Raw genomic sequence first — 24,899 nt, 5'->3', positions numbered from 1 at the left:
CTCCTGAGGCGGAAGAGCCAAAGATCACGTTTAACCGATGGCACTAACGTCCATACGCCGCCCCGCCGCTCTCCCCCTGGGGACACAGGTCTAGCCTCCGCATGTGGACAATTCAACCTTCGGAGACGCACCCGCGGGAGCCGACGCCGGCCGCCGTCGCAGCCGGCCGCGAGTGGGCCACATCCAGTTCCTGAACTGCCTGCCCCTGTACTGGGGCCTCGCCCGTACGGGCACCCTGCTCGATCTGGACCTCACCAAGGACACGCCGGAGAAGCTCAGCGAGCAGCTGGTCCGCGGGGAGCTCGACATCGCGCCGGTCACCCTCGTGGAATTCCTGCGTGCCGCCGACGACCTCGTCGCCTTCCCGGACCTCGCGGTGGGCTGCGACGGCCCGGTGATGTCGTGCGTGATCGTCTCGCAGAAGCCGCTGGACCAGCTCGACGGTGCCCGGGTCGCCCTCGGCTCGACCTCGCGTACGTCCGTACGGCTGGCCCAGCTGCTGCTGGCCGAGAAGATCGGTGTGCGGCCGGACTACTACACGTGCCCCCCGGACCTCGGCCTGATGATGCAGGACGCGGACGCAGCGGTGCTGATCGGTGACGCCGCGCTGCGCGCCAATCTGCACGACGGGCCGCGGCTGGGCCTGGAGGTGCACGACCTCGGCCAGATGTGGAAGGACTGGACGGGCCTGCCGTTCGTCTTCGCCGTCTGGGCGACCCGGCGCGAGTACCTGGAGCGCGAGCCGGCCGTGGTGCGCAAGGTGCACGAGGCGTTTCTTGCCTCGCGCGATCTGTCGCTGGAGGAGGTCGCCAAGGTTGCCGAGCAGGCGGCCCGCTGGGAGACCTTCGACGAGCCGGTCCTGGAGCGGTACTTCACCACGCTCGACTTCCGCTTCGGGCCCGAGCAACTGGGCGGTGTCACGGAATTCGCCCGGCGGGTCGGGCCGACGACCGGGTTCCCGGCCGATGTGAAGGTGTCGCTGCTGGAGCGGCCGGCCGGGTAGCGGGGGCTACCGGAGCACCGGTGTCCTGCTGCCACAGCGCCGCCTGGCCCAGCCCCGGCGGCGCTGCCGTAAGCGCAGGTCAGATGGTTGCCAGCAGGAAATCTTCGCCGCTGGACGGGCGGAGGCCGTCGGTGCGGTCAGCGAAGTAGCGCTCGGCGAGCACGTCTCCGGGTAGGTGCCGGGCGTCCTCCAGGCCGGCTTCGCGGGCCAGCGCCAGCATGTCCTGCGGGGCGTAGAAGCTGACGAACGGTGTTCCGGATGCTTGCGCTCCTTCCGTGCTCGCCCGGAGGCCGGGCCGGTCGGATGCGTCAACGAGGTCGGCCGGCAGCAGGAAGGTCATGGCGAGTGTCGATCCCGGCGCGAGGGCGGCGATCTGGCGCAGGGTGGCCGCGGTCGCGTCCTCGGTGAGGTACATGCTGACGCCGGTGGAGACGATGACCGCCGGACGGTGCGGGGCGAACCCGGCGGCGGCGAGTTGCTCCCACCACGACTCGCCCGCCTCGAAGTCGACCGGCACCAGGTGCAGCCACTCGGGGATGCCGTAGCCGAGTTCCACCAGGCGCCGGCGCTTGAAGGCCTGGGTCTGCGGCTGGTCGACCTCGAAGAGCTGCAGGCGGGAGGCGATCTCCGGTCTGCGCTGGGCGAAGGTGTCCAGGCCGGCCCCCAGCATGACGTACTGGGTGACGCCGTGCTCGGCCCGCTGGACGACCAGGTCCTCGATGAAGCGGGCGCGAGCCACCATGGCTGCCCGGAAGGCGCTGGTGGCCTCGGGGGCCATGTCCGGGCGGTGTGGCCAATCGGCGTCGGGGGCCACCAGCCGCAGGCCGACCTCGTCCTCCAGCACGTGGGGCGCCGCATCGACCCGGACGTGCATCGCCCGCCAGAGCGCGCAGCGTACGGCGGTGTTGTCCGGTGCCCCGGTGGCGTCGTCCTTCATGGTGCCGCCTTCCCTCGCGGTCAGTTCCCGGCGGGAGCCTGGAGGTTCCACAGGCGCCCGTCGGGGTCACGGACGGTCGCCTGCCTGGTCCCGAAGTGGGTGTCCTCGAACGGCGTGACCACCTCGACGTCCGGACCGGGGCGGAACGCCTCGGCATCCGGCACCTTCAGCACGACCTGCCTCTCGGGCTTGTGGTCCTCGGGCACCTCGGCGATGAACACGTACGCGCCATGACCATTGCGGAGCAGGCCGGAGTTGTGGTCGGTCGAGAAGTCCAGCTCGAAGCCCAGGGCCTGGAAGAACCTCGCCGACTTCCCCCAGTTGTGCGTCTCCAGGAAGACGGCCTCGATGCCTTCAGTCGCCATTTCCGCTCTCCTTTCCGGTCGTCCGATCATGCGCGCCGGGATCGTCGAGGTAGGCGCGCAGCGCGTCGGCGACCAATGCCGACAAAGACCTGCCCGAGTCGATGGCGTGGTACTTGACCTGCTTGATCAGCGTGACCGGCAGATAGACGTTGAACTGCTTGACTTCCTCATCACCCACGATCGGAAGCTAGCATGCTAGCAATCTAGTGTCGAGGGGTGGGGCGGCCGCCACGAGGCGGGCAGGCGGGTGGGGGAGGGGTGACGGGGTGAGGGGCGAGGGGGAGCTCGGTGGCGCGAGTGCGGCGGGCCGGTGCTTGGCAACCCGGAGGCGTGGCGCGGGCCTTGTGCGGAGCGCTGGGGGGGACCGGCAGGCCCGGGTCATAAGCTGGGTGCGCCGTATCGAGGGGGAGGCGCCATGGAGGCGTTGGCAGCGGATGATCCACGGGTTCTGGGCGGGTACCGGCTGCTGGGCCGGCTCGGCGCGGGCGGGATGGGCCGGGTCTACCTCGGGCGCAGTGCGGGCGGGCGCACCGTCGCGGTGAAGGCCGTCCATGCGCATTTCGCCGCGGACGACCAGTTCCGTGCGCGGTTCCGGCGCGAGATCGAGTCGGCGCGGCGGGTGGGCGGCGCCTGGACCGCGCCGGTGCTGGACGCCGACCCGGACGCGGCCGTGCCCTGGGTCGCCACCGGCTACGTCGCAGGCCCCTCGCTCGCACAGGCCGTTGCCGACTTCGGACCGCTGGCGGAGCACTCCGTACGGGCGCTGGGCGCCGGGCTGGCCGAGGCGCTGGCCGCGGTGCATGCGCTCGGGCTGGTGCACCGGGACGTCAAGCCGTCCAATGTGCTGCTGACGCTGGACGGGCCGCTGCTGATCGACTTCGGGATCGCGCGGGCCATGGCGGGCACCGCGTCGCTGACCTCCACCGGGGTCTCGGTGGGGTCGCCCGGCTATATGGCGCCCGAGCAGATCCTGGGCAAGGGGGCCGCGGGCGCCGCGGATGTCTTCTCGCTCGGTGCGGTGCTGGCTTTTGCGGCGACCGGTCTGAGTCCGTTCTCGGGTGATTCCTCCGCTGCCCTGCTCTACAAGGTCGTGCACGAGGAGCCCGAGTTGGGCTCCCGGCTCACCGGTGACCTGCGGGAGTCGGTGGCCGGCGCCCTCGCCAAGAACCCCGCGGACCGGCCCGCTCCGGAGGCGTTGGCGGCCCGACTCGCGGGGGAGGGGAGCGGGGGCGCGGCGGGTCTGGTGCGGGCCGGGTGGCTGCCCGGCCCGCTGGTCGAGCGGGTCAGCCGGCAGGCGGTGGAGCTGCTGAATCTGGATGCGGGGGAGGGGACGGCGGCCGGGGGCGCGGCCGGGATGGCGACGGGGGCGGGGACCGGGGCGGGTGCCGGTGGGGCGGGAGTGCCGCCGGGCGGGGCGGGAGTGCCGCCGGGTGGGGCGTTCGGGCCGCCGGATCCCTCGTACGGGGCGGCGGATTCCTCGTACGGGTCGTACGGGGCGCCGGACCCGTCGTACGGGACGGCGTCCGGGCTGGTGCCGTTCGAGAGTCCGCTTCCGGGCGGGCCGGCCGGGCCGCCCGTTCAGCCGCCGGGCGCCGCCGGCCTCCCCGGTCGGCCGCCCGGCCCTCCGCCGCAGCCGCCGTCCTGGCCGGTGGCCGGCGCTGCGGCGTCCTCCGCGGCAGCCGGCCACGGGCATCCCGCCACGGCCGGCGGCCACCACCCCTCGACGGCCGGTGCCGGCCACCCCGAGGCCCCCGGCCCGGACCGTCCGCCGGCCGCCTCCGGCATCGCCGACCTGCCCACCGGGGCGCCGCCGGCCGCCCCCGAGGAGCGGCGGATCGCGCTGTCCGCCGCGGTCGGCGGCCCGGGCCGGCCGCGGCGGATGAGCTGCACGCTGGTGCTGTCGGTGGCCGGTGCGCTCGCCGCCGCGACGACGGCCGGGTTCGTCTTCCACCTGATGCCGGGTGGGGGCGGCGACACGAACAGCGGGGCGCAGACGGGCGGCAAGCCGCCGGCCGGCGGCGCGCCGACGCCCCGGCCCACCGGCCCGGGGGACGCGGCCGGTCCTGCCGCGGTGGCCAAGGCCTTCCTCGGCACCTGGACGGGCAGCGTCACCACGGTGCACGGCATCCCCAACGGCACGATCACCAGCGTCATCAAGCCCGGCGGCAAGGGCGACTACGTCATTCACACCACCTACGACGCGGTGCTGGTGAAGTGTCGGGCCAAGGCGAAGCTGGAGTCGGCCACGGAGCGGCGGCTGGTGCTCATGGAACAGCCGGACGGCAAGCAGGGGCCCGGCTGTACGGGCAACAAGTCCCGTGTGACGTACACGCTCGGCAAGGGCGGGACGCTCGGCTTCGCCTCACAGGACGACGCGGGCGGCACGCCGAAGGCGACGTTGACCAAGCGCTGACGCATGGCCGGGACACGGGACAGCCGGGAAAGCAGGGACAGGCACGGGACCACGGGAGAGCCGGGACAGGCAGGGGCCGCCGCAACGAGGCGCTGTCCGGTCTCCGATCCCCGGGTGCCGTCCCGGCTCCGGCCCCCGGTCGCTCTCCGGTCGCTCTCCGGTCGCTCTCCGGTCGTCGGCCGGCGCCGGCGGACAGCGCGGCTGACCGGCGGCGAGGCTGTCGTACCCCTGACGTACGCTGGTTCAGTTCGTGATGCCCGCCTGCGAAAGGGACGCCCCGGTGACCGAGAACGCCGACCTCCAGTCCGTACTCGACCGCGCCGCACAGGGCGGCCGCATCACGCCAGAGGAAGCGCTCGACCTGTACCGCTCCGCTCCGCTGCATGCGCTGGGCCAGGCCGCCGACGCGGTGCGCCGCCGCCGCTACGCCGGCACCGAGCACATCGCGACGTACATCATCGAGCGCAACATCAACTACACCAACGTCTGCGTGACGGCCTGCAGGTTCTGCGCCTTCTACGCCGCGCCCAAGGACACCGCCAAGGGCTGGACCCGCGACCTCGACGACATCCTGCGCCGCTGCGCGGAGACCGTCGAACTGGGCGGCACCCAGATCATGTTCCAGGGCGGCCACCACCCGGACTTCGGCGTCGAGTACTACGAAGAGCACTTCTCCGCCATCAAGAAGGCGTTCCCGCAGCTGGTCATCCACTCCCTCGGTGCCTCCGAGATCGAGCACATGGCCCGGATCTCCAAGGTGTCGGCCGAGGAGGCGATCTCGCGTATCCACGCCGCCGGCCTGGACTCCTTCGCGGGCGCCGGCGCCGAACTCCTGCCCGCCCGCCCCCGTAAGGCCATCGCTCCCCTGAAGGAGTCCGGCGAGCGCTGGCTGGAGATCATGGAGGCGGCCCACCAGCTGGGTGTCGAGTCCACCTCCACCATGCTCATGGGCACGGGCGAGACCAACGCCGAGCGGATCGAGCATCTGCGGATGATCCGGGACGTCCAGGACCGTACGGGCGGCTTCCGCGCCTTCATCCCGTACACCTACCAGCCGGAGAACAACCACCTGAAGGGCCAGACGCAGGCCACCCTCTTCGAGTACCTGCGCATGATCGCCATCGGCCGGATCTTCCTCGACAACGTCGCGCACATCCAGGGTTCGTGGCTGACCACCGGCAAGGAGATCGGCCAGATGTCGCTGCACTACGGCGCCGACGACCTGGGCTCGATCATGCTGGAGGAGAACGTCGTCTCCTCCGCCGGAGCCAAGCACCGCTCCAACCGCATGGAGATCATCGACCTGATCCGCAAGGCGGACCGGGTCCCGGCGCAGCGCGCGACCACCTACGAGCACCTGGTCGTGCACGACGACCCGGCCGACGACCCGGTCGACGACAAGGTCGTCTCGCATCTGTCGTCGACGGCGATCGAGGGCGGTACGGCGCATCCGGAGCTGAAGCTCGTCGAGGCCAACTGAGGCTGCCGTGCTGACGATTCACCGGGTGCGTGCGGTCCGCCCGGTCGTGGACCGTCCGGGACACGACGGCCCGGACGATGACCGTCCGGGCCGTGACCGCCTGGACGACGACCACCAGGACGGCGACCGCCTGGACGGCGACCACCCGGCCGGCGCCGGGTACGCGGTTGTCGTCTCGGGCGACCGGATCGCCGCCCTCGGGCCGTACGACGAGCTGTTCGCGGAGTACGGCGCGCGGGCCCGGGGCCGGGAGTGGGACGGCGTGCTGACGCCCGGCCGCTACGAACCGGAGGGCGCCGCCCTGCTGGAGGCCGCCTATCACCCCGACCCGCGCGAGGCGGACGCCCTCGGCAGCGAGCCGGTCACCGGCGAGGCGCTCGCCGCCCTCGACATGACCGAGACCCGCTGGGGCGGCAGTGCCCGGCGCGGACTGCAACGCCTGATGGCCGCCGGGACCACGGCGCTGACCGGGCCGTTCCGCCGCCCGGCGGTCCGCACCGCCGTGGAGCGCTCCGGTCTGCAGGAGCTGGACGGGCGCATCCCCCGTGCCCTGGTCGTCGGCGCCGCTGCCCACTTCGCCGTCTTCGCCGAGGACGGCAGCTGTCTGGCCACCGCACTCCACGGCCGCCTCGTCTTCCGTCGCCGCTGACACCGCCACGCGTGGCTGACACCGTCGCACGCCGCTGACACCGCCGCTCGCGGCTGACACCGCCACCCGCCGCTGACACGCCACCCGCCGATCAAGCCGTGCCCGGTGCGGGCGCCGGCCCCGGCACGGTGGACAATGGCCGGGTGACCCGAGCATCCCTGGACAAGCAGCCGCACGAAGTCGCCGCGATGTTCGACGACGTGGCGGCACGGTACGACCTCACCAACGACGTGCTCTCCCTGGGGCAGGCGCGGCTGTGGCGCAAGGAGGTGGACCGTGCGGTGGACGCCCGGCCCGCCGAGCGGGTGCTCGACCTCGCGGCCGGTACGGGTACCTCCTCGCTGCCGTTCGCGCGCACCGGCGCGTACGTCGTGCCGTGCGACTTCTCCGTCGGCATGCTGGGGGAGGGCAAGAAGCGGCATCCGTGGCTGCCGTTCACGGCCGGTGACGGCACCCGGCTGCCGTTCGCGGACGGGGTGTTCGACGCCGTCACCATCTCTTTCGGGCTGCGCAACATCCAGGACACCGATGCCGCGCTGGCCGAGCTGTACCGGGTCACCAAGCCCGGCGGCCGGGTCGTGATCTGCGAGTTCAGCGAGCCGACCTGGGCGCCGTTCCGGACCGTCTACACCGAGTACCTGATGCGTGCGCTGCCGCCGGTCGCCCGCGCGGTCAGCAGCAACCCGGACGCCTATGTCTATCTCGCCGAGTCCATCCGCACCTGGCCGAACCAGCCCGAACTCGCCGCCCGGCTGCAGGGCGTGGGCTGGACCGAGGTGGCCTGGCGCAATCTGACCGGCGGCATCGTGGCGCTGCACCGGGGGCGCAAGCCGGCCGGCGGCTGACGGCCGACGGCCGGGGCCACTTCCAGGAGTCTCCGGGTCCCCGGACGGCAGGAGGGCCCGGCGCGCGCGATGCCCAGCGCGCATCGGCCCCTTCGTCCTGCGGACCAGCCCCTTCGTCCTGCGTCCCGCTCACACGTCCAGCCGGTGGCAGTACGCCGTCCGCTTCCCCAGCGGCGTGATCACCGTCTCCGCGCGCCGCATCCCCAGCCGCCGGGTCACCGCGATCGACCGCTCGTTGCGCGCATCCACCAGGGAGACGACATGGCGGATTCCCGCCGCGCGGACGGATGCCAGCGCCGCCTGCGCCGCGGCCGTGGCGTAGCCCTTGCCCCAGTACGCGCGGCCGAGCCGCCAGCCGATCTCGATCTCGCCCGCCGGGCCCCAGTCCCACGGCCACGGCTGTGCGCCGGTGAAGCCGAGGACCGCGCCGTCCGCCGGGTCCAGCAGCGTGAACAGGCAGAATCCCCGCTCCGCGTGGTGCCTGCGCTGGCGCGCGGTGAGCTCCTCGTAGGCGGAGATTTCGGCCGGTGCACCGCCGTGGAATTCCATGACGTCCGGGTCGTTGAAGACCCGGTGCCAGTTCATCGCGTCCTCCTCGGTGGGCACGCGCAGTTCGACGGCGGGGAGCGCCCGGTCCACGGGCGGTGTGTTCACAAAGTTCACGGCGCAACCCTTCAGGTGCTGCTCACCACGGCCCCCATAGACTGCACGTGCCCGGTGCCGGTCGGCACCCGAAAATCCAGATATCGACTTCCGGGAGACAGCACCGTGACCGAGTCCGCGTCCGTGACCGATTCCGTGACCAGCGCCCGCTCGGAGCACAGCGCGGACGTGATCGTCGTCGGTGCCGGGCCCGCCGGCTCGGCGACCGCCTACCACCTCGCCAAGTCCGGTCTGGACGTGCTCCTTCTGGAGAAGACCGCGTTCCCGCGCGAGAAGGTCTGCGGTGACGGGCTGACGCCGCGCGCCACCAAGCAGCTGGTCGCGATGGGGATCGACATCTCCGAAGAGGCGGGCTGGCTGCGCAACAAGGGCCTGCGGATCATCGGCGGCGGCTCCCGCCTGCAGCTCGACTGGCCGGAGCTGGCCTCGTACCCCGACTACGGGCTGGTGCGTAAGCGCGACGACTTCGACGAGCAGCTGGCCCGGCAGGCGCAGAAGGCCGGCGCCCGGCTCCACGAGCGCTGCAATGTGGGGGCGCCGATCGTCAACGAGCTGACCGGCCACATCACCGGCGTGCACGCCAAGCTCGGCGAGGAGAAGACCCCGGTCACCTTCCACGCCCCGCTCGTGGTCGCCGCCGACGGCAACTCCACCCGGCTCTCGCTGGCCATGGGCCTGCACCGGCGCGAGGACCGCCCCATGGGCGTGGCCGTGCGGACGTACTTCACCTCGCCCCGGCACGACGACGACTACCTGGAGTCCTGGCTGGAGCTGTGGGACCGCCGCGGTGCCCAGGACCGGCTGCTGCCCGGCTACGGCTGGATCTTCGGCATGGGCGACGGGACCAGCAACGTCGGCCTCGGCATCCTCAACTCCAGCTCCGCCTTCAAGGAGCTGGACTGGCGCGAGATCCTCAAGGCGTGGTGCGCCTCGATGCCCGCCGACTGGGGCTACACCCCGGAGAACATGACCGGCCCGATCCGCGGCGCCGCGCTCCCGATGGCCTTCAACCGCCAGCCGCACTACACCAAGGGCCTGCTGCTGGTCGGTGACGCGGGCGGGCTGGTCAACCCGTTCAACGGCGAGGGCATCGCCTACGCCATGGAGTCCGGCGCGATCGCCGCCGAGGTCATCGTGCAGGCGCACGCCCGCGCCACGTACGCGCAGCGCGAACTGGCCCTGCAGCGCTACCCGAAGATCCTCAAGGACACCTACGGCGGCTACTACTCGCTGGGCCGCGCCTTTGTGAAGCTGATCGGCAACCCCAAGGTCATGAAGATCGCCACCCAGCGCGGTCTGACCCACCCGCTGCTGATGCGCTTCACCCTCAAGATGCTCGCCAACCTCACCGACCCCACGGGCGGCGATGCGATGGACCGCATCATCAACGGTCTGAGCAAGGTCGCGCCGAAGGCCTGACGGCCGGGCGTCGGGCCTTCACGGGGCTCCGGCACCGCCGGCACCGGGCGGGAGCCCGGGCGCCGGCCCCTGGTGAGTGCTCCACGGGCGGTTCGGGAAACATCCCGGGCCGCCCTGTCGTTCATGGGCCGCCCTGCCCCGCCCTGTCACCTTCTCCGGCCGGGATCCGTCAGCGCAGTAGCGACGCGATTCCTTGAGGAGACAGTGCTGGACGCACCAATGAAGAACCCCGCGGTGGTCCTCCCCGGTGCCCCGCAGCCCCTCCTCGACGTGGTCGGGGCCACCCGTCGGGGCGGGGTGCCGGAGCCACGCCGGAGCCGGTGCACCTGCGGGCGAGCCAGATCAACGGCGGCGGCTGCTGCGTCGACGGGGATGTGAAGAGCGCCCGGAAGGCGGGCGTGAGCGAGGAGCAGCTGTTCGCGGTCGTGCCCTGGCGGGAGCCGCCGTACTTCTCGGACGCCGAGCGCGCAGCCGGCGGGCGCGGACTGGTGACCGGCGGCCCGCCCAGGGCTCTCCGGCAGGCAGGCAGGCAGGCGGGCACGGGGCAGAACGGGCCACGACGCGGACGGCCGGGAGACCCACGCGCCGAAGGGCCGTCCCTCCCGAGCGGCGAGAGGGACGGCCCTCATGGGGGCACTGAGGGTGCGGTGGCCTTAGAGGACGCGCACCGCGCCGGTCGGCATGTCGTAGTCGAGCGGGCGCTCGACGATGCCGGTGCTGGAGTTCTGGGCGCCGATGAACTTGCCGCCGCCGACGTAGACGCCGACGTGGTAGGCGCTGCCCGCGCTGCCCCAGTACAGGATGTCGCCGACCTGGAGGTTGTCCAGGCCGACCTGGGTGCCGGCGGTGGACTGGTCCTGCGACACCCGCGGCAGGTCGATACCGACCTGCTTGAACGCGGCCTGGGTCAGGCCGGAGCAGTCGTACGCGGAGGAGCCGGTGGCGCCGAGCACGTACGCCTTGCCGAGCTGTGCCTTCAGGAAGCTGACGAGGGTGGCGGTGCTGCCGGTGGCGCTGGACGACGACGGGGCGGACAGCGTCGAACGCTCGGAGGAGCGCGAGGCACGGGCCTGCGCGGCCTCCTCGGCCTTGCGGGCCTTCTCAGCCTTCTTCTTCGCCTCGGCCTTGGCCTTCTTCACGGCCTCGGCCTTGTCCTTCTCGGCGGCCTTGGAGGCCCTGGAGAAGGCGTTGTCCTGGAGAGCCTGACGCTCGTAGTTGAACGCGACCTGCTCGGCAGTGTCGGCGCTCTTCGCGGCGCTGGTGGCCAGCGCCGTCGTGATCGTCGGCATCTCCTGGGTTTCGGAGACGGGCTTTTCCGCGGCGCTGGCCGGCACGGTGGCGCCGGTCACCGCAAGGGTGAGGAAGCCACCGGTCACGCCCGCGCGCAGCGCCCGCGAGGACGCGGAAGGACGACGGGGCTTCCGGTGGCTGGGTATGAGTGCGTTCGGGGACATGGGAATAACGGCTATCAGGAGCCACAGGTTGCTGCCAAGAAAGGTGCAGTGCGCCACACTTGACGTGTACGCGGCGAATAAAGCGGACTTTTAGCCGCCCGGCGGGCCGCCGACGGGATGTCCGGATTTCGCGATCATGTTCCTACGCATGGCATTTGCTGCTCGATGCGGGGGCGGCGGGCGCCTATCACTTCCCCATCCGCCACGCCAAGGCTTCCCGGGCGTCAAGGACTTAGTGCTGGAAATAGCGTGGGATAGGTCACTCTTGAGTGTCCGTTATGTTCCTGTGACCTGGCGTCGGCCGGACGCTCGTGAATCGAAGCACGTACCGATGATCACGGTCCGGTCACGAGCGGATCACGCCTACGGGCCGCCCTCGTATAGCAGTTGGCCGCGCCCGGCGCCAATTTGCCTGTAGCGCCCCCTGCTTGATAGTGGCAACCCCGCCCTGACCAGCGGTAACCCAGGTGAATGTCACCTCTCGTGATCACTCGCGCGCTTCGCGTATGAAGATCACCGCTCATCCGACTTCATGATCCTTCGCCGGGTGGTGGAGATCACAAAGGCGTTGTTCACTCCCGTGTCGCAGATCACAGACCAGCGGGCATAAGATGCTGGCGGTTCGGGCTTGTGAACTGCCTCACATATGCACGATCTCCATGGGGCAGCCGGAAGGGCCCGAGCGGACCGCCATCCAGTCATCGTCGACTGAAGGGAGCGAGGACGGTGAACGCTTACGCGCCCATCCTCGTACTGGGAGCCCTCGGGGCAGGCTTTGCGATCTTCTCCGTCGTGATGGCCACCCTCGTCGGGCCCAGGCGCTACAACCGGGCCAAGCTCGAGGCGTACGAGTGCGGAATCGAGCCGACGCCACATCCGTCCGGTGGCGGTCGCTTCCCGATCAAGTACTACCTGACGGCGATGCTCTTCATCGTCTTCGACATCGAGATCGTCTTCCTCTACCCCTGGGCCGTCACCTTCGACGCCCTGGGGCTGTTCGGGCTCGTCGAGATGCTGCTCTTCGCGCTCACCGTCTTCGTCGCCTACGCCTATGTCTGGCGTCGTGGCGGCCTGGAATGGGACTAGGGGTCACACATGGGACTTGAAGAGAAGCTGCCCAGCGGCTTTTTGCTGACCACTGTCGAACAGGCCGCGGGCTGGGTGCGCAAATCATCGGTCTTCCCCGCGACCTTCGGGCTGGCCTGCTGCGCCATCGAGATGATGACGACCGGCGCCGGGCGCTACGACCTGGCCCGCTTCGGCATGGAGGTCTTCCGCGGCTCCCCGCGGCAGGCGGATCTGATGATCGTGGCCGGCCGGGTGAGCCAGAAGATGGCTCCCGTTCTGCGGCAGGTCTACGACCAGATGCCGGACCCGAAGTGGGTGATTTCCATGGGGGTTTGCGCCTCATCGGGTGGAATGTTCAATAACTACGCGATCGTGCAGGGCGTCGACCACATCGTTCCCGTCGACATCTATTTGCCGGGCTGCCCGCCGCGTCCCGAGATGCTGATGGACGCCATCCTCAAGCTGCATCAGAAGATCCAGAACACCAAGCTCGGGGTCAATCAGCAGCAGGCCGCCCGCGAGGCGGAGGAAGCGGCGCTCAAGGCGCTCCCGCTGATCGAGATGAAGGGGCTGCTGCGATGAGCGAGCAGAAGAACCCCGGCGAGCCGAACGGCGAGAACGGCACGGACGAGGCCGTTCCCGCGCAGCGCGACGACACCGGCGAGGCGATCGGCACCCGCCGCGGCATGTTCGGTGCCAACAACGGCGGCGACACCAGCGGCTACGGCGGCCTGGTACGGACCGTCCGGCTGCCCGGCGCGAGCACGCGGCCTTACGGCGGGCCCCGCGGCGAGGACAGCTACGGAGAGTTCGACGAGATCGCCGACGAGCTGGAGGGCGCCCTCGACGAACAGGGCCTGGTCCCCGAGAACGTCATCGAGAGGACGGTCGTCGACCGCGCCGAGCTGACCTTCCACATCGAGCGCGGCTACCTGCCGACGGTCGCCAGGACCCTGCGCGACGATCCGGCGCTGCGCTTCGAGCTGTGTACGGGCGTGAGCGGAGTGCACTTCCCCGGCGACAAGGGCCGCGAGCTGCACGCCGTCTACCACCTGCGCTCGATCACTCACAACCGGCTGATCCGGCTGGAGGTCTCCGCCCCGGACGCCGACCCGCATGTGCCCTCGCTGGTGGAGGTCTATCCGACCAACGACTGGCACGAGCGCGAGACCTACGACTTCTTCGGAATCGTTTTCGACGGCCACCCGGCGCTGACCCGGATCATGATGCCCGACGACTGGCAGGGCTTCCCGCAGCGCAAGGACTACCCGCTCGGCGGCATCCCCGTCGAGTACAAGGGCGCCCAGATTCCGGCTCCCGACCAGCGGAGGTCGTACAGCTGATGACTACTGCACCGCACTCCCACTCCCCGAACGGCCACCGCACCTCCAGCGACTTCGACACGACGGAGTCCCTGGCCCGGGAGACCACCGAGGGCACCGTCTACAACGTCTCCGGTGGCGACTGGGACGAGATCGCGGCCGCCGCCGTGAAGTCCGACGACGAGCGGATCATCGTCAACATGGGGCCGCAGCACCCCTCCACCCACGGCGTGCTCCGGCTGATCCTGGAGATCGACGGGGAGACCGTCACCGAGGCCCGCTGCGGCATCGGCTATCTGCACACCGGCATCGAGAAGAACCTCGAATTCCGGACCTGGACGCAGGGCACCACCTTCGTCACACGGATGGATTACCTCACCCCCTTCTTCAACGAGACGGCCTACTGCCTGGCCGTGGAGAAGCTGCTGGGGATCACCGACCAGATCCCCGACCGGGCCACCGTCATCCGCGTGCTGCTGATGGAGCTCAACCGGATGTCCTCCCACCTGGTGGCGATCGCCACCGGCGGGATGGAGCTGGGCGCCACCACGATCATGATTTACGGCTTCCGCGACCGTGAGCTCATCCTCGATCTCTACGAGCTGATCACCGGCCTGCGGATGAACCACGCCTACATCCGGCCCGGCGGCCTCGCACAGGACCTGCCGCCGGGCGCGGTCGACCAGGTGCGCGAGTTCGTGAAGAAGATGCGCAAGAACATCGGCGAGTACGACAAGCTCGCCACCGGCAACCCGGTCTTCAAGGGCCGCATGGAAGGCATCGGCTATCTCGACCTGGCCGGCTGCATGGCCACCGGCGCCACCGGGCCCATCGTGCGCTCCGCCGGACTGCCGCACGACCTGCGCAAGACCCAGCCGTACTGCGGTTACGAGACCTACGACTTCGAGGTGCCGACCGCCGACACCTGCGACTCCTACGGCCGGTTCCTGATCCGGCTGGAGGAGATGCGCCAGTCGCTGCGGATCGTCGAGCAGTGCCTGGACCGGCTGGAGCCCGGGCCGGTGATGGTCGCGGACAAGAAGATCGCCTGGCCCGCCCAGCTGGCCCTGGGGCCGGACGGCCTGGGCAACTCCCTCGACCACATCAAGAAGATCATGGGCACCTCGATGGAGGCCCTGATCCACCACTTCAAGCTGGTGACCGAGGGCTTCCGGGTTCCGCCGGGACAGACCTACGCCGCCGTCGAGTCACCCAAGGGCGAGCTGGGCGTGCATGCGGTCAGCGACGGCGGCACCCGCCCCTACCGGGTGCACTTCCGCGACCCGTCCTTCACCAACCTCCAGGCCATGGCGGCGATGTGCGAAGGCGGCCAGGTCGCCGACGTCATCGTCGCCGTCGCGTCCATCGACCCCGTGATGGGAGGCGTCGACCGGTGAACGCCACTCCGGCAAACCATGACGTGCAGCTGGGAATGCCCGCACTCCCCGCCCCCGACTATCCGGTGGACGTACGGGCCCGGCTGGAAGCGGACGCCAAGGAGGTGATCGCCCGCTACCCCGGCGCGCGCTCGGCGCTGCTGCCGCTGCTGCACCTCGTCCAGGCCGAGGAAGGGCATGTCACCCGCACCGGCATCCGCTTCTGCGCCGAGCTGCTCGACCTCACCACCGCCGAGGTCACCGCGGTCTCGACCTTCTACTCCATGTACCGCCGCAAGGCGAGCGGCGACTACCAGGTCGGGGTCTGCACCAACACGCTGTGCGCGGTGATGGGCGGCGACGCCATCTTCGAGGACCTCAAGGAGTACCTCGGCGTCGGCAACGGCGAGACCACCGAGGACGGCGCCGTCACCCTGGAACACATCGAGTGCAACGCGGCCTGCGACTTCGCACCGGTCGTGATGGTCAACTGGGAGTTCTTCGACAACCAGACGCCGCAGTCGGCCCGGCAGCTGGTCGACGACCTGCGGGCCGGCCGGAGCGCCCGGCCCACCCGCGGCGCACCGCTGTGCACCTTCCAGGAGACCTCCCGGATGCTCGCCGGATTCCCGGACGAGCGGCCGGGCGCCGTCGAGGCCACCGGCGGAGCGGGCCCCGCCTCGCTGATCGGGCTGCGGCTCGCCAAGGGCGAGGCCGTCCCCGGCCGCGGCGCCGACCACGTGATCGCGCCGCGCACCGCCCAGACCGCCGACGCAACCGGTGGCGAACCCCCGTCCGGCCACCCCGCCGAGGAGCCGCCCCCGGGGCACCCCAGTTCGCACGACGCACCGCAGCAGACCTCGGCCTCCGATGACCAGCACCCGGCCGGTCCCACAGCAGAGGAGGGGGAGTGATGACCGTGGCTGCCGAACACGGGGGTGCCTCCCGGCCGGAGGCCGGCGGGGAGACCAACCCCGAGAAGCTTCTGACGCCCGTCCTGTCCGCCTTCTGGGACCAGCCCCGGCCCTGGACGCTGGAGACCTACCGCCGGCACGAGGGGTACGAGGGCCTGCGCAAGGCGCTCGCGATGCCCCCGGACGACGTCATCGCCTACGTCAAGGACTCCGGGCTGCGCGGCCGCGGCGGCGCGGGCTTCCCGACCGGGATGAAGTGGCAGTTCATCCCGCAGGGCGACGGCAAACCGCACTACCTGGTCGTCAACGCCGACGAGTCGGAGCCCGGGACCTGCAAGGACATCCCGCTCCTCTTCGCGAACCCGCACTCCCTCATCGAGGGGATCGTGATCGCCTGCCATGCGATCCGCTCGCACCACGCCTTCATCTATCTGCGCGGCGAGGTCGTCCCCGTCCTGCGGCGGCTGCACGAAGCCGTGCGCGAGGCCTATGCGGCGGGCTACCTCGGGAAGAACATCCTCGGCTCGGGACTCGACCTGGACGTGATCGTGCACGCGGGCGCGGGCGCGTACATCTGCGGTGAGGAAACCGCGCTGCTCGATTCCCTGGAGGGCCGTCGCGGACAGCCCCGGCTGCGTCCCCCCTTCCCGGCGGTGGCCGGCCTGTACGCCTGCCCCACTGTCGTGAACAACGTCGAGTCCATCGCGTCGGTTCCCGCGATCATGAACCGGGGCAAGGACTGGTTCCGGTCGATGGGCAGCGAGAAGTCCCCGGGCTTCACGCTCTACTCGCTCAGCGGTCATGTCACCCGCCCCGGCCAGTACGAAGCCCCGTTGGGCGTCACCCTGCGCCAGCTGCTGGACATGAGCGGCGGAATGCGCCGCGGCCACCGGCTGAAGTTCTGGACGCCGGGCGGCTCCTCGACGCCGATGTTCACCGACGAGCACCTCGATGTCCCCCTGGACTACGAGGGCGTCGGCGCGGCCGGCTCGATGCTCGGCACCAAGGCGCTGCAGTGCTTCGACGAGACCACCTGCGTGGTCCGCGCGGTCACCCGCTGGACCGAGTTCTACGCACACGAGTCGTGCGGCAAGTGCACGCCCTGCCGCGAAGGGACCTACTGGCTGGTGCAGTTGCTGCGTGACATCGAGGCCGGCAAGGGCCGGATGGACGACCTCGACAAGCTGAACGACATCGCCGACAACATCAACGGCAAGTCCTTCTGCGCCCTCGGCGACGGCGCCGCCTCGCCGATCTTCTCCTCGCTGAAGTACTTCCGCGAGGAGTACGAGCAGCACATCACCGGCAGGGGCTGCCCCTTCGACCCGGCCAAGTCGACCCTCTGGGGCGACAACGACGCTCACCTGGGGGTGAAGGCATGACCGTTACCACAACGGGGTCCAACAGCGGCTCCGCCGCGGGCCCCTCGGGGGGCGGCGGGGCGGCGATCCCGCCGGAGGACCTCGTCACCCTGACGATCGACGGCATCGAGATCTCCGTCCCCAAGGGGACGCTGGTCATCCGTGCCGCCGAGCTTCTCGGAATCGAGATCCCGCGCTTCTGCGACCACCCACTGCTGGACCCGGCGGGCGCCTGCCGGCAGTGCATCGTCGAGGTCGAGGGCCAGCGCAAGCCGATGGCCTCCTGCACCATCACCTGCACCGACGGCATGGTCGTGAAGTCGCAGCTCACCTCGCCGGTGGCCGAGAAGGCCCAGCGCGGCGTGATGGAGCTGCTGCTGATCAACCACCCGCTGGACTGCCCGGTCTGCGACAAGGGCGGCGAGTGCCCGCTGCAGAACCAGGCGATGCAGGTCGGCGACCCGGAGTCGCGCTTCGAGGGCAAGAAGCGCACCTTCGCCAAGCCGGTGCCGATCTCCACGCAGGTGCTGCTGGACCGCGAGCGGTGTGTGCTGTGCGCGCGCTGCACCCGCTTCAGCAACCAGATCGCCGGCGACCCGATGATCGAGCTGGTGGAGCGCGGCGCCCTCCAGCAGGTCGGGACCGGAGAGGGCGACCCCTTCCAGTCGTACTTCTCCGGCAACACCATCCAGATCTGCCCGGTCGGCGCGCTCACCTCCGCCGCGTACCGCTTCCGCTCCCGTCCCTTCGACCTGGTCTCGTCGCCGTCGGTGTGCGAACACTGCGCGGGCGGCTGTGCGACCCGTACCGACCACCGGCGCGGCAAGGTCATGCGGCGGCTGGCGGCGAACGACCCCGAGGTCAACGAGGAGTGGATCTGCGACAAGGGGCGGTTCGCCTTCCGGTACGCGCAGCAGCGCGACCGGCTGGAGCAGCCCCTGGTGCGCAACCCGGAGTCCGGTGAACTGGAGCCGGCGAACTGGCCCGAGGCCCTGGCGGCGGCGGCCCGTGGGCTGTCCGTGGCCAAGGGCCGCACCGGAGTCCTCACCGGCGGCCGGCTGACCGTCGAGGACGCCTACGCCTACGCCAAGTTCGCCCGGATCGCGCTGCACACCAACGACATCGACTTCCGGGCGCGGGTACACAGCGCCGAGGAGGCCGACTTCCTGGCGTCCCACGTCGCCGGGCGCGGCCGGGACCTTGAGGGCACCTCCCGGACGGAGTCCGGGGGAGGCAGCGACGTCACGTACACCGCGCTGGAGCAGGCGCCGGCCGTCCTGCTGGCCGGTATCGAGGCCGAGGAGGAGGCGCCCGGCGTCTTCCTGCGGCTGCGCAAGGCGCACCGTACGAGCGGACAGCGCACCTTCGGGCTGGCCGGTCACGCCTCGCGCGGGCTGATCAAGGCCGGCGGCACGCTGCTGCCGGCCGCGCCCGGTACCGAGACCGAATGGCTGGATGCGCTCGCGGGCGGCGTCGGGCTGGAGGGTGAGGGGCAGGCCGCGGCCGAGGCGCTGCGGGCCGACGGCGCGGTGATCGTCGTCGGTGAGCGGCTGGCGGCGGTGCCCGGCGCCCTGACCTCCGCCGTCCGCGCCGCCCGGGCCACCGGCGCCCGTCTGGTGTGGATCCCCCGGCGGGCGGGCGAACGCGGCGCCGTCGAGGCGGGCGCCCTGCCCGGTCTGCTGCCCGGTGGCCGGCCGGCCACCGACCCGCGGGCCCGCGACGAGGTCGCGGCCGTCTGGGGCGTGGCCGCGCTGCCGCACCGGCACGGCCGGGACACCGGCCAGATCATCGAGGCCGCGGCGACCGGCGAGCTCGGCGCCCTGCTGGTGGCGGGCGTCGAGGTCGCCGACCTGCCGGACCCGGCCCGTGCGCTGGCCGCCCTGGACGAGGTCGGCTTCCTGGTCAGCCTGGAGCTGCGGCCCTCGCAGGTCACCGACCGGGCGGATGTGGTCCTCCCGGTGGCGGCCGTGGTCGAGAAGGCCGGCACGTTCCTCAACTGGGAAGGCCGGGCGCGGCTGTTCGAGGCCGCCCTCAAACCGGACCAGCTGACCCGCCGGCACCTGCTGTCGGATGCCCGGGTGCTGCACATGCTCGCCGATGCCCTCGACGTCCATCTGGCGCTGCCGGACATCCGCTCGGTGCGCCGCGAACTGGACCGGCTCGGCGGCTGGGACGGCCCCCACGCGGGCGAGCCCCAGGAGAGCGGACGCCCGCTGCCCCGCCCCGACAGCGGCGAGGCCGTCCTCGCCGGACACCGGCTCCTCCTGGACCAGGGGCTGCTCCAGGAGGGCGACGAGGCGCTGGCCGGCACCCGGCACGCCGCCGTTGCCCGGCTGTCGCAGAGCACCGCGCAGGAGACCGGGGTCAAGGACGGTGACCTGCTGGCGGTCACCGGACCGGCCGGCTCGGTCCACCTGCCGCTCCACGTCACGCCGATGCCCGACCGGGTGGTGTGGCTGCCGCTCAACTCGACGGGCGGTGGCGTCGCCGCCGACACCGGGGCGCAACCCGGTGACCTGGTGAAGATCTCCGCCGTCCCGGGCACCCCGGAGCCGGCCGAGGAGGTGGACGCATGATGCAGCAGCTCGGTCAACTCGCCGCCGCCGGAAACACGCTGGCGCAGGAAGACCTGTCGATGTTCGGCCGCGACCCGTGGTGGCTGGTCGTCGTCAAGGCGGTCTTCTGCTTCGCGTTCCTGATGCTGACGGTGCTGTTCTCGATCGTCTGGGAACGCAAGGTCGTCGCCTGGATGCAGCTGCGTATCGGCCCCAACCGGCACGGCCCCTGGGGGATGCTGCAGTCCCTCGCCGACGGCATCAAGCTGATGCTGAAGGAGGACCTGGTCGTCAAGCGGGCCGACAAGGCGGTCTACATCCTCGCGCCGGTCGTGGCGGCCATCCCGGCCTTCATGGCGATCGCGGTGATCCCCTTCGGCCCGGCCGGCAACGAGATCTCGATCTTCGGGGTCCGCACCCCGATGCAACTGACCGACCTGCCGATCGGCATCCTCTACATCCTGGCCACGGCCTCGGTCGGCATCTACGGCATCGTGCTGGCCGGCTGGTCGTCCGGTTCGACCTATCCGCTGCTCGGCGGGCTGCGCTCGTGCGCGCAGATGATCTCGTACGAGATCGCGATGGGGATGTCGTTCGCGGCGGTGTTCCTCTACTCCGGGTCGATGTCGACGTCGACCATCGTGGAGTCGCAGCAGAACAGGTGGTACGTCCTGCTGCTGCCGGTGTCCTTCATCATCTACATCGTCGCGATGGTGGGCGAGACCAACCGTGCGCCCTTCGACATGCCGGAGTCCGAAGGCGACCTCGTCGGCGGCTTCAACACCGAGTACTCGTCCATCAAGTTCGCGATGTTCATGCTCGCCGAGTACATCAACATGGTCACCGTCTCGGCGGTCGCGATCACGCTCTTCCTGGGCGGCTGGCGGGCCCCCTGGCCGATCTCCACGTTCTGGGAGGGCGCGAACCACGGCTGGTGGCCGCTGCTCTGGTTCACGGTCAAGGTGCAGCTGCTGCTGTTCTTCTTCATCTGGCTGCGCGGCACCCTTCCCCGGGTGCGCTACGACCAGTTCATGAAGCTGGGCTGGAAGGTCCTCATCCCGGTCTCGCTGGTCTGGCTGATGCTGGTCGCCACCGTCCGGGCGCTGAAGAACGAGGGCTACAACTTCTCCCAGATCGTGCTCTATGTCGCCGGCGGCGCCGTCGTGCTGCTGCTGCTCTCCCTCCTCGTGGACTTCTTCCGGCGCGCCGAGAAGGAGGAGACGGACGGCGACGGGGCCTTCGACCCGATGGCCGGCGGTTTCCCCGTGCCGCCGCTGCCCGGACAGAGCCTGCCGCCCGTGCCGCGACGCCGGCCGCGCCGTGAGCGTGAGCTGATTGTCAGTGGCGGGACGGACACTGTCAGTGACGGAATCGGAAACGATGGAAAGGGGGGCGACGGTGCCTGAGTTCCAGAACCCCGTGGCCGGCTTCGGCGTGACCTTCAAGGCCATGTTCAAGAAGCGGCTGACCGAGCAGTACCCGGAGGAGAAGAAGCCGACGGCGCCGCGTTTCCACGGTCGGCACCAGCTCAACCGCCATCCCGACGGGCTGGAGAAGTGCATCGGCTGCGAGCTGTGCGCATGGGCCTGCCCGGCGGACGCGATCTACGTCGAGGGCGCGGACAACACCGAGGAGGAGCGCTACTCCCCGGGCGAGCGCTACGGCCGCGTCTACCAGATCAACTACCTGCGCTGCATCCTGTGCGGCCTGTGTGTGGAGGCCTGCCCGACCCGCGCCCTGACCATGACCAACGAGTACGAACTCGCCGACCGGTCCCGCGAATCGCTCATCTACACCAAGGAGGAGCTGCTCGCGGGCCTGTCGGAAACCATGGTCGACTCGCCGCACGCGATCTACCCCGGGATGACGGAGAAGGACTACTACCAGGGCCTGGTGACCGAGGCCGCCCCGGGGACCGTCCGTCAGGTCGCGGTCTCCAAGGGCGAGACGGCCGACGGGAACGCCCAGGAGAAGGAGGCGAACGCATGACCGGTCTCGCCGCCGCGGCCTCCACGACCTCCACCGGAGAGGCCGTGCAGTTCTGGATCCTGGGCATCGTCGCCGTCAGCGGCGCGCTGTGCACGATCCTGATGAAGCGGGCCGTGCACAGCGCCCTGTCGCTCGCCGGGACCATGATCGTCCTGGCGGTCTTCTACCTCGCCAACGGCGCGTACTTCCTCGGCGTCGTCCAGATCGTCGTCTATACGGGCGCGATCATGATGCTGTTCCTGTTCGTCGTGATGCTGGTCGGTGTCACCGCCGCGGACTCCCTCAAGGAGACGCTCAAGGGGCAGCGCTGGCTCGCCGCCGGACTGGGCATCGGCTTCGGCGTCCTGCTGATCGCCGGGATCGGCAACGCCTCGCTCAAGGGGTTCAACGGCCTGGGCGAGGCCAACGCCGGCGGCAATGTGCAGGGCCTGGCCGCGCTCATCTTCACCAAGTACGTCTTCGCCTTCGAAATCACCGGCGCGCTGCTGATCACGGCGGCCGTCGGCGCGATGGTGCTCACCCACCGGGAGCGTACGGAGCGCGCCAAGACACAACGCGAGCAGTCCGAGGCGCGCATCCGCGAGGGCAAGCAGGTGCCGCCGCTGCCCGCCCCGGGCGTCTACGCCCGGCACAACGCCGTCGACATCCCGGGCCTGCTGCCCGACGGCACCACGTCCGAGCTCAGCGTCAGCCCGACGCTGCGGGAGCGCGGCCAGATCCGCGATGTCTCCGGTGAGTCGCTCGCCGAGCTGAAGGCGCTGGAGGAGCGCTCCGAGAACTGGCTGGGCCGGGGTTCCGAGGAGCCCCGGCCCTCGTCGTCCGGTGGCGTGGCGCCGAAGGAGCACAAGGAGGGGGCCAAGAAATGAACCCGGTCTACTACCTCTATCTCGCCGCCCTGTTGTTCACCATCGGTGCGGCCGGGGTGCTGATCAGGCGGAACGCCATCGTGGTGTTCATGTGCATCGAGCTGATGCTCAACGCCTGCAATCTCGCCTTCGTCACCTTCTCGCGGATGCACGGGAATCTGGACGGCCAGATCATCGCCTTCTTCACGATGGTCGTCGCCGCGGCCGAGGTCGTGGTCGGCCTGGCGATCATCGTGTCGATCTTCCGCACCCGTCATACGGCCTCGGTCGACGACGCCAGCCTGATGAAGCTGTAAGGGGTCGCACAAAGTGGAGAACTTGATCGCGCTGCTCGTCGCGGCACCGCTGGTCGGTGCGGCCCTGCTGTTGTGCGGCGGCACCCGACTCGACCGCACCGGCCACCTGATCGGCACGCTGTTCTCGGTGGCGTCGTTCGCCGTCGGGGTGGTGCTCTTCGCCGACATGCTCGGCAAGGGCGCCGAGGACCGTGCCCTGCACCAGCACCTGTTCAGCTGGATTCCGGTCGGCGGCTTCCGGGCCGATATCGCCTTCCAGCTCGACCAGCTGTCGATGACCTTCGTCCTGCTGATCACCGGTGTCGGATCGCTGATCCACATCTACTCGATCGGCTATATGGAGCACGACGAGCGGCGCCGCCGCTTCTTCGGCTACCTCAATCTCTTCCTCGCGGCGATGCTGCTGCTCGTCCTCGCCGACAACTACCTTCTGCTGTACGTCGGCTGGGAGGGCGTCGGCCTCGCCTCGTACCTCCTCATCGGCTTCTGGCAGCACAAGCCGAGCGCGGCCACCGCCGCCAAGAAGGCGTTCCTGGTCAACCGGGTCGGCGATATGGGCCTGTCCATCGCGATCATGCTGATGTTCACGACGTTCGGGACCTTCGCCTTCGGCCCGGTGCTCGCCGCCACCGGTGACACGTCCGAGGGCAAGCTGACCGCCATCGGGCTGATGCTGCTGCTGGCCGCCTGCGGCAAGTCGGCGCAGGTACCGCTGCAGTCCTGGCTCGGTGACGCGATGGAGGGCCCGACCCCGGTCTCGGCCCTGATCCACGCCGCCACCATGGTCACCGCCGGGGTGTATCTGATCACCCGCTCCGGAGCGGTCTTCAATGCCGCACCGACCGCCCAGCTGGCGGTCGTCGTGGTCGGTGCGGTCACCCTTCTCTTCGGTGCGATCGTCGGTTGCGCCAAGGACGACATCAAGAAGGCGCTGGCCGGCTCGACGATGTCGCAGATCGGCTACATGATCCTGGCCGCCGGCCTCGGCCCGATCGGCTACGCCTTCGCGATCATGCATCTGGTCACCCACGGCTTCTTCAAGGCGGGCCTCTTCCTCGGCGCCGGCTCCGTGATGCACGGCATGAACGATGAGGTGGACATGCGCCGTTACGGCGGCCTGCGGAAGTACATGCCGGTCACCTTCGTCACCTTCGGCCTCGGCTATCTGGCCATCATCGGCTTCCCCGGCCTCTCCGGCTTCTTCTCCAAGGACAAGATCATCGAAGCGGCGTTCGCGAAGGGCGGCACCGAGGGCTGGATCCTCGGCGGCGCGGCCCTGCTGGGCGCGGCGATCACCGCGTTCTATATGACCCGGGTGATGCTGATGACGTTCTTCGGCGAGAAGCGCTGGGCCGAGACCGCAGCCGATGCCGCGCCGGGGCAGCAGGTGCAGCATCCGCACGAGTCGCCGAAGGTCATGACGTTCCCGATGATCGTGCTGGCCTTCGGATCGGTCTTCGCGGGCGGGCTGTTCAGCATCAACGAGGCCTTTGTGAAGTGGCTGGAGCCGGTCACCTCGTTCGCGCACGGCAACTCCCCGGTCAGTGCCACCACCGTCACCGCCGCGACGATCGTGGTGCTGCTCATCGGCGTCGGCATCGCCTGGCTGATGTACGGCCGCAAGCCCGTTCCGGCGCTCGCCCCGCGTGGCTCGCTGCTGACCCGGGCCGCCCGCCGCGATCTGCTCCAGGACGACTTCAACCACGTCGTGTTCGTGCGCGGTGGCGAAGAACTCACCGGCACGCTCGTCCAACTCGACCGCTCCCTGGTGGACGGCGCGGTCAACGGCACGGCGGCCTCGATGGGCGGACTCTCCGGCCTGCTGCGCCGGTTGCAGACCGGATTCGTCCGTTCGTACGCGGTCCAGATGCTGGGCGGGGCCGCCGTTCTCGTCGCCGCGACCCTGCTGATGAGGGGTGTCTGA

The 24,899-nt window shown here is 70.4% G+C and carries 23 protein-coding genes and 1 pseudogene; 19 read left to right on the top strand and 5 right to left on the bottom strand.

The window, feature by feature from the left end:
* Positions 1-103: 103 nt before the first annotated feature.
* Positions 104-1,003, top strand: a complete 900-nt coding sequence (locus ACF088_RS34570; protein WP_392379825.1) for a menaquinone biosynthetic enzyme MqnA/MqnD family protein — start codon at positions 104-106, stop codon at positions 1,001-1,003.
* Between the two features lie 79 nt (positions 1,004-1,082).
* Here ACF088_RS34570 and ACF088_RS34565 read toward each other — a convergent pair whose 3' ends face one another.
* The 3 genes from ACF088_RS34565 to ACF088_RS34555 are packed head-to-tail and all read right to left on the bottom strand — an operon-like array spanning position 1,083 to position 2,483.
* Positions 1,083-1,940, bottom strand: coding sequence for a class I SAM-dependent methyltransferase (locus ACF088_RS34565; RefSeq protein WP_392379824.1), 858 nt, complete (start codon positions 1,938-1,940; stop codon positions 1,083-1,085).
* Between the two features lie 20 nt (positions 1,941-1,960).
* Positions 1,961-2,305, bottom strand: a complete 345-nt coding sequence (locus ACF088_RS34560; protein WP_392379823.1) for a VOC family protein — start codon at positions 2,303-2,305, stop codon at positions 1,961-1,963.
* On the bottom strand, positions 2,295-2,483 hold the full coding sequence (locus ACF088_RS34555; RefSeq protein ID WP_392379822.1) for a CopG family transcriptional regulator: 189 nt from the start codon (positions 2,481-2,483) through the stop codon (positions 2,295-2,297). The genes ACF088_RS34560 and ACF088_RS34555 overlap by 11 nt, the downstream gene beginning before the upstream one ends.
* A 237-nt stretch (positions 2,484-2,720) precedes the next feature.
* Between ACF088_RS34555 and ACF088_RS34550 the strand changes: the two genes are divergently transcribed.
* The 4 genes from ACF088_RS34550 to ACF088_RS34535 all read left to right on the top strand — a co-directional run bounded on the left by ACF088_RS34550 (position 2,721) and on the right by ACF088_RS34535 (position 7,692).
* Positions 2,721-4,718, top strand: coding sequence for a serine/threonine-protein kinase (locus ACF088_RS34550; protein WP_392379821.1), 1,998 nt, complete (start codon positions 2,721-2,723; stop codon positions 4,716-4,718).
* A 280-nt stretch (positions 4,719-4,998) separates the two neighbouring features.
* Positions 4,999-6,198, top strand: a complete 1,200-nt coding sequence (gene mqnC / locus ACF088_RS34545) for a cyclic dehypoxanthinyl futalosine synthase (protein ID WP_392379820.1) — start codon at positions 4,999-5,001, stop codon at positions 6,196-6,198.
* Between the two features lie 7 nt (positions 6,199-6,205).
* Positions 6,206-6,847 (top strand): hypothetical protein, encoded by a 642-nt coding sequence (locus ACF088_RS34540; RefSeq protein WP_392379819.1) that lies wholly within the window; start codon positions 6,206-6,208, stop codon positions 6,845-6,847.
* 143 nt (positions 6,848-6,990) lie between these two features.
* Complete coding sequence (locus ACF088_RS34535; protein ID WP_392379818.1) at positions 6,991-7,692, top strand: demethylmenaquinone methyltransferase; 702 nt, start codon at positions 6,991-6,993, stop codon at positions 7,690-7,692.
* Between the two features lie 129 nt (positions 7,693-7,821).
* Here ACF088_RS34535 and ACF088_RS34530 read toward each other — a convergent pair whose 3' ends face one another.
* Complete coding sequence (locus tag ACF088_RS34530; protein WP_392379817.1) at positions 7,822-8,331, bottom strand: GNAT family N-acetyltransferase; 510 nt, start codon at positions 8,329-8,331, stop codon at positions 7,822-7,824.
* On the opposite strand from ACF088_RS34530, the gene ACF088_RS34525 reads away from it, so the two are divergent.
* Both ACF088_RS34525 and ACF088_RS34520 read left to right on the top strand, forming a co-directional pair.
* Positions 8,230-9,774, top strand: coding sequence for a geranylgeranyl reductase family protein (locus ACF088_RS34525; RefSeq protein ID WP_392379816.1), 1,545 nt, complete (start codon positions 8,230-8,232; stop codon positions 9,772-9,774). The genes ACF088_RS34530 and ACF088_RS34525 overlap by 102 nt on opposite strands.
* Positions 9,775-10,094: 320 nt before the next feature.
* Positions 10,095-10,187 (top strand): annotated as a pseudogene (locus ACF088_RS34520) (carboxymuconolactone decarboxylase family protein); the annotation flags it as partial.
* Between the two features lie 240 nt (positions 10,188-10,427).
* On the opposite strand, the gene ACF088_RS34515 reads toward ACF088_RS34520, so the two are convergent.
* On the bottom strand, positions 10,428-11,228 hold the full coding sequence (locus ACF088_RS34515) for a C40 family peptidase (RefSeq protein ID WP_392379815.1): 801 nt from the start codon (positions 11,226-11,228) through the stop codon (positions 10,428-10,430).
* Positions 11,229-11,954: 726 nt separating this feature from the next.
* On the opposite strand from ACF088_RS34515, the gene ACF088_RS34510 reads away from it, so the two are divergent.
* Genes ACF088_RS34510 through nuoL form a run of 12 tightly spaced genes read left to right on the top strand, consistent with a single transcriptional unit; the run spans position 11,955 to position 24,899 of the window.
* A complete protein-coding gene (locus ACF088_RS34510) occupies positions 11,955-12,314 on the top strand; it encodes an NADH-quinone oxidoreductase subunit A (protein WP_006604811.1) in 360 nt (119 codons plus the stop codon).
* 9 nt (positions 12,315-12,323) lie between these two features.
* Entirely contained in the window at positions 12,324-12,878 is a 555-nt protein-coding gene (locus ACF088_RS34505; protein WP_030074638.1) for an NADH-quinone oxidoreductase subunit B family protein, read from the top strand.
* Positions 12,875-13,639, top strand: a complete 765-nt coding sequence (locus ACF088_RS34500) for an NADH-quinone oxidoreductase subunit C (RefSeq protein WP_392379814.1) — start codon at positions 12,875-12,877, stop codon at positions 13,637-13,639. Before ACF088_RS34505 ends, ACF088_RS34500 begins: the two co-directional genes overlap by 4 nt.
* The gene (locus tag ACF088_RS34495; protein ID WP_392379813.1) at positions 13,639-15,015 is read left to right on the top strand and encodes an NADH-quinone oxidoreductase subunit D; all 1,377 of its coding nucleotides are present in this window, start codon (positions 13,639-13,641) and stop codon (positions 15,013-15,015) included. Before ACF088_RS34500 ends, ACF088_RS34495 begins: the two co-directional genes overlap by 1 nt.
* Positions 15,016-15,050: 35 nt before the next feature.
* A complete protein-coding gene (gene nuoE / locus ACF088_RS34490) occupies positions 15,051-15,908 on the top strand; it encodes an NADH-quinone oxidoreductase subunit NuoE (protein ID WP_392379849.1) in 858 nt (285 codons plus the stop codon).
* Positions 15,908-17,290: an NADH-quinone oxidoreductase subunit NuoF gene (nuoF, locus tag ACF088_RS34485; protein WP_392379812.1), complete on the top strand. Its 1,383-nt coding sequence runs from the start codon at positions 15,908-15,910 to the stop codon at positions 17,288-17,290. The genes nuoE and nuoF overlap by 1 nt, the downstream gene beginning before the upstream one ends.
* Positions 17,287-19,845 carry an NADH-quinone oxidoreductase subunit G gene (locus ACF088_RS34480; protein ID WP_392379811.1) on the top strand — a complete coding sequence of 853 codons (2,559 nt, stop codon included), beginning with the start codon at positions 17,287-17,289 and terminating at the stop codon, positions 19,843-19,845. The genes nuoF and ACF088_RS34480 overlap by 4 nt, the downstream gene beginning before the upstream one ends.
* The gene (nuoH, locus tag ACF088_RS34475; RefSeq protein WP_392379848.1) at positions 19,845-21,230 is read left to right on the top strand and encodes an NADH-quinone oxidoreductase subunit NuoH; all 1,386 of its coding nucleotides are present in this window, start codon (positions 19,845-19,847) and stop codon (positions 21,228-21,230) included. Before ACF088_RS34480 ends, nuoH begins: the two co-directional genes overlap by 1 nt.
* A complete protein-coding gene (nuoI, locus tag ACF088_RS34470; RefSeq protein ID WP_392379810.1) occupies positions 21,223-21,813 on the top strand; it encodes an NADH-quinone oxidoreductase subunit NuoI in 591 nt (196 codons plus the stop codon). The genes nuoH and nuoI overlap by 8 nt, the downstream gene beginning before the upstream one ends.
* Complete coding sequence (locus ACF088_RS34465; protein WP_392379809.1) at positions 21,810-22,679, top strand: NADH-quinone oxidoreductase subunit J; 870 nt, start codon at positions 21,810-21,812, stop codon at positions 22,677-22,679. The genes nuoI and ACF088_RS34465 overlap by 4 nt, the downstream gene beginning before the upstream one ends.
* Positions 22,676-22,975 carry an NADH-quinone oxidoreductase subunit NuoK gene (gene nuoK / locus ACF088_RS34460; RefSeq protein ID WP_018090964.1) on the top strand — a complete coding sequence of 100 codons (300 nt, stop codon included), beginning with the start codon at positions 22,676-22,678 and terminating at the stop codon, positions 22,973-22,975. The genes ACF088_RS34465 and nuoK overlap by 4 nt, the downstream gene beginning before the upstream one ends.
* Positions 22,976-22,988: 13 nt before the next feature.
* Positions 22,989-24,899 (top strand): NADH-quinone oxidoreductase subunit L, encoded by a 1,911-nt coding sequence (gene nuoL, locus ACF088_RS34455; RefSeq protein WP_392379808.1) that lies wholly within the window; start codon positions 22,989-22,991, stop codon positions 24,897-24,899.

It is taken from the genome of Streptomyces sp. NPDC015125, assembly GCF_043080045.1.
In the GTDB taxonomy this organism is placed as follows: Bacteria; Actinomycetota; Actinomycetes; order Streptomycetales; family Streptomycetaceae; genus Streptomyces.
This window is presented reverse-complemented; position numbering and strand designations above follow the sequence as displayed.

Excerpts from the sequence above, each read along its gene's own strand:
- ACF088_RS34565 (WP_392379824.1), bottom strand. The coding sequence starts at position 1,940 with ATGAAGGACGACGCCACCGGGGCACCGGACAACACCGCCGTACGCTGC.
- ACF088_RS34560 (WP_392379823.1), bottom strand. The coding sequence starts at position 2,305 with ATGGCGACTGAAGGCATCGAGGCCGTCTTCCTGGAGACGCACAACTGG.
- ACF088_RS34550 (WP_392379821.1), top strand. The coding sequence starts at position 2,721 with ATGGAGGCGTTGGCAGCGGATGATCCACGGGTTCTGGGCGGGTACCGG.
- ACF088_RS34515 (WP_392379815.1), bottom strand. The coding sequence starts at position 11,228 with ATGTCCCCGAACGCACTCATACCCAGCCACCGGAAGCCCCGTCGTCCT.
- ACF088_RS34505 (WP_030074638.1), top strand. The coding sequence starts at position 12,324 with ATGGGACTTGAAGAGAAGCTGCCCAGCGGCTTTTTGCTGACCACTGTC.
- ACF088_RS34500 (WP_392379814.1), top strand. The coding sequence starts at position 12,875 with ATGAGCGAGCAGAAGAACCCCGGCGAGCCGAACGGCGAGAACGGCACG.
- ACF088_RS34495 (WP_392379813.1), top strand. The coding sequence starts at position 13,639 with ATGACTACTGCACCGCACTCCCACTCCCCGAACGGCCACCGCACCTCC.
- nuoE (WP_392379849.1), top strand. The coding sequence starts at position 15,051 with ATGCCCGCACTCCCCGCCCCCGACTATCCGGTGGACGTACGGGCCCGG.
- nuoF (WP_392379812.1), top strand. The coding sequence starts at position 15,908 with ATGACCGTGGCTGCCGAACACGGGGGTGCCTCCCGGCCGGAGGCCGGC.
- ACF088_RS34480 (WP_392379811.1), top strand. The coding sequence starts at position 17,287 with ATGACCGTTACCACAACGGGGTCCAACAGCGGCTCCGCCGCGGGCCCC.
- nuoH (WP_392379848.1), top strand. The coding sequence starts at position 19,845 with ATGCAGCAGCTCGGTCAACTCGCCGCCGCCGGAAACACGCTGGCGCAG.
- ACF088_RS34465 (WP_392379809.1), top strand. The coding sequence starts at position 21,810 with ATGACCGGTCTCGCCGCCGCGGCCTCCACGACCTCCACCGGAGAGGCC.
- nuoK (WP_018090964.1), top strand. The coding sequence starts at position 22,676 with ATGAACCCGGTCTACTACCTCTATCTCGCCGCCCTGTTGTTCACCATC.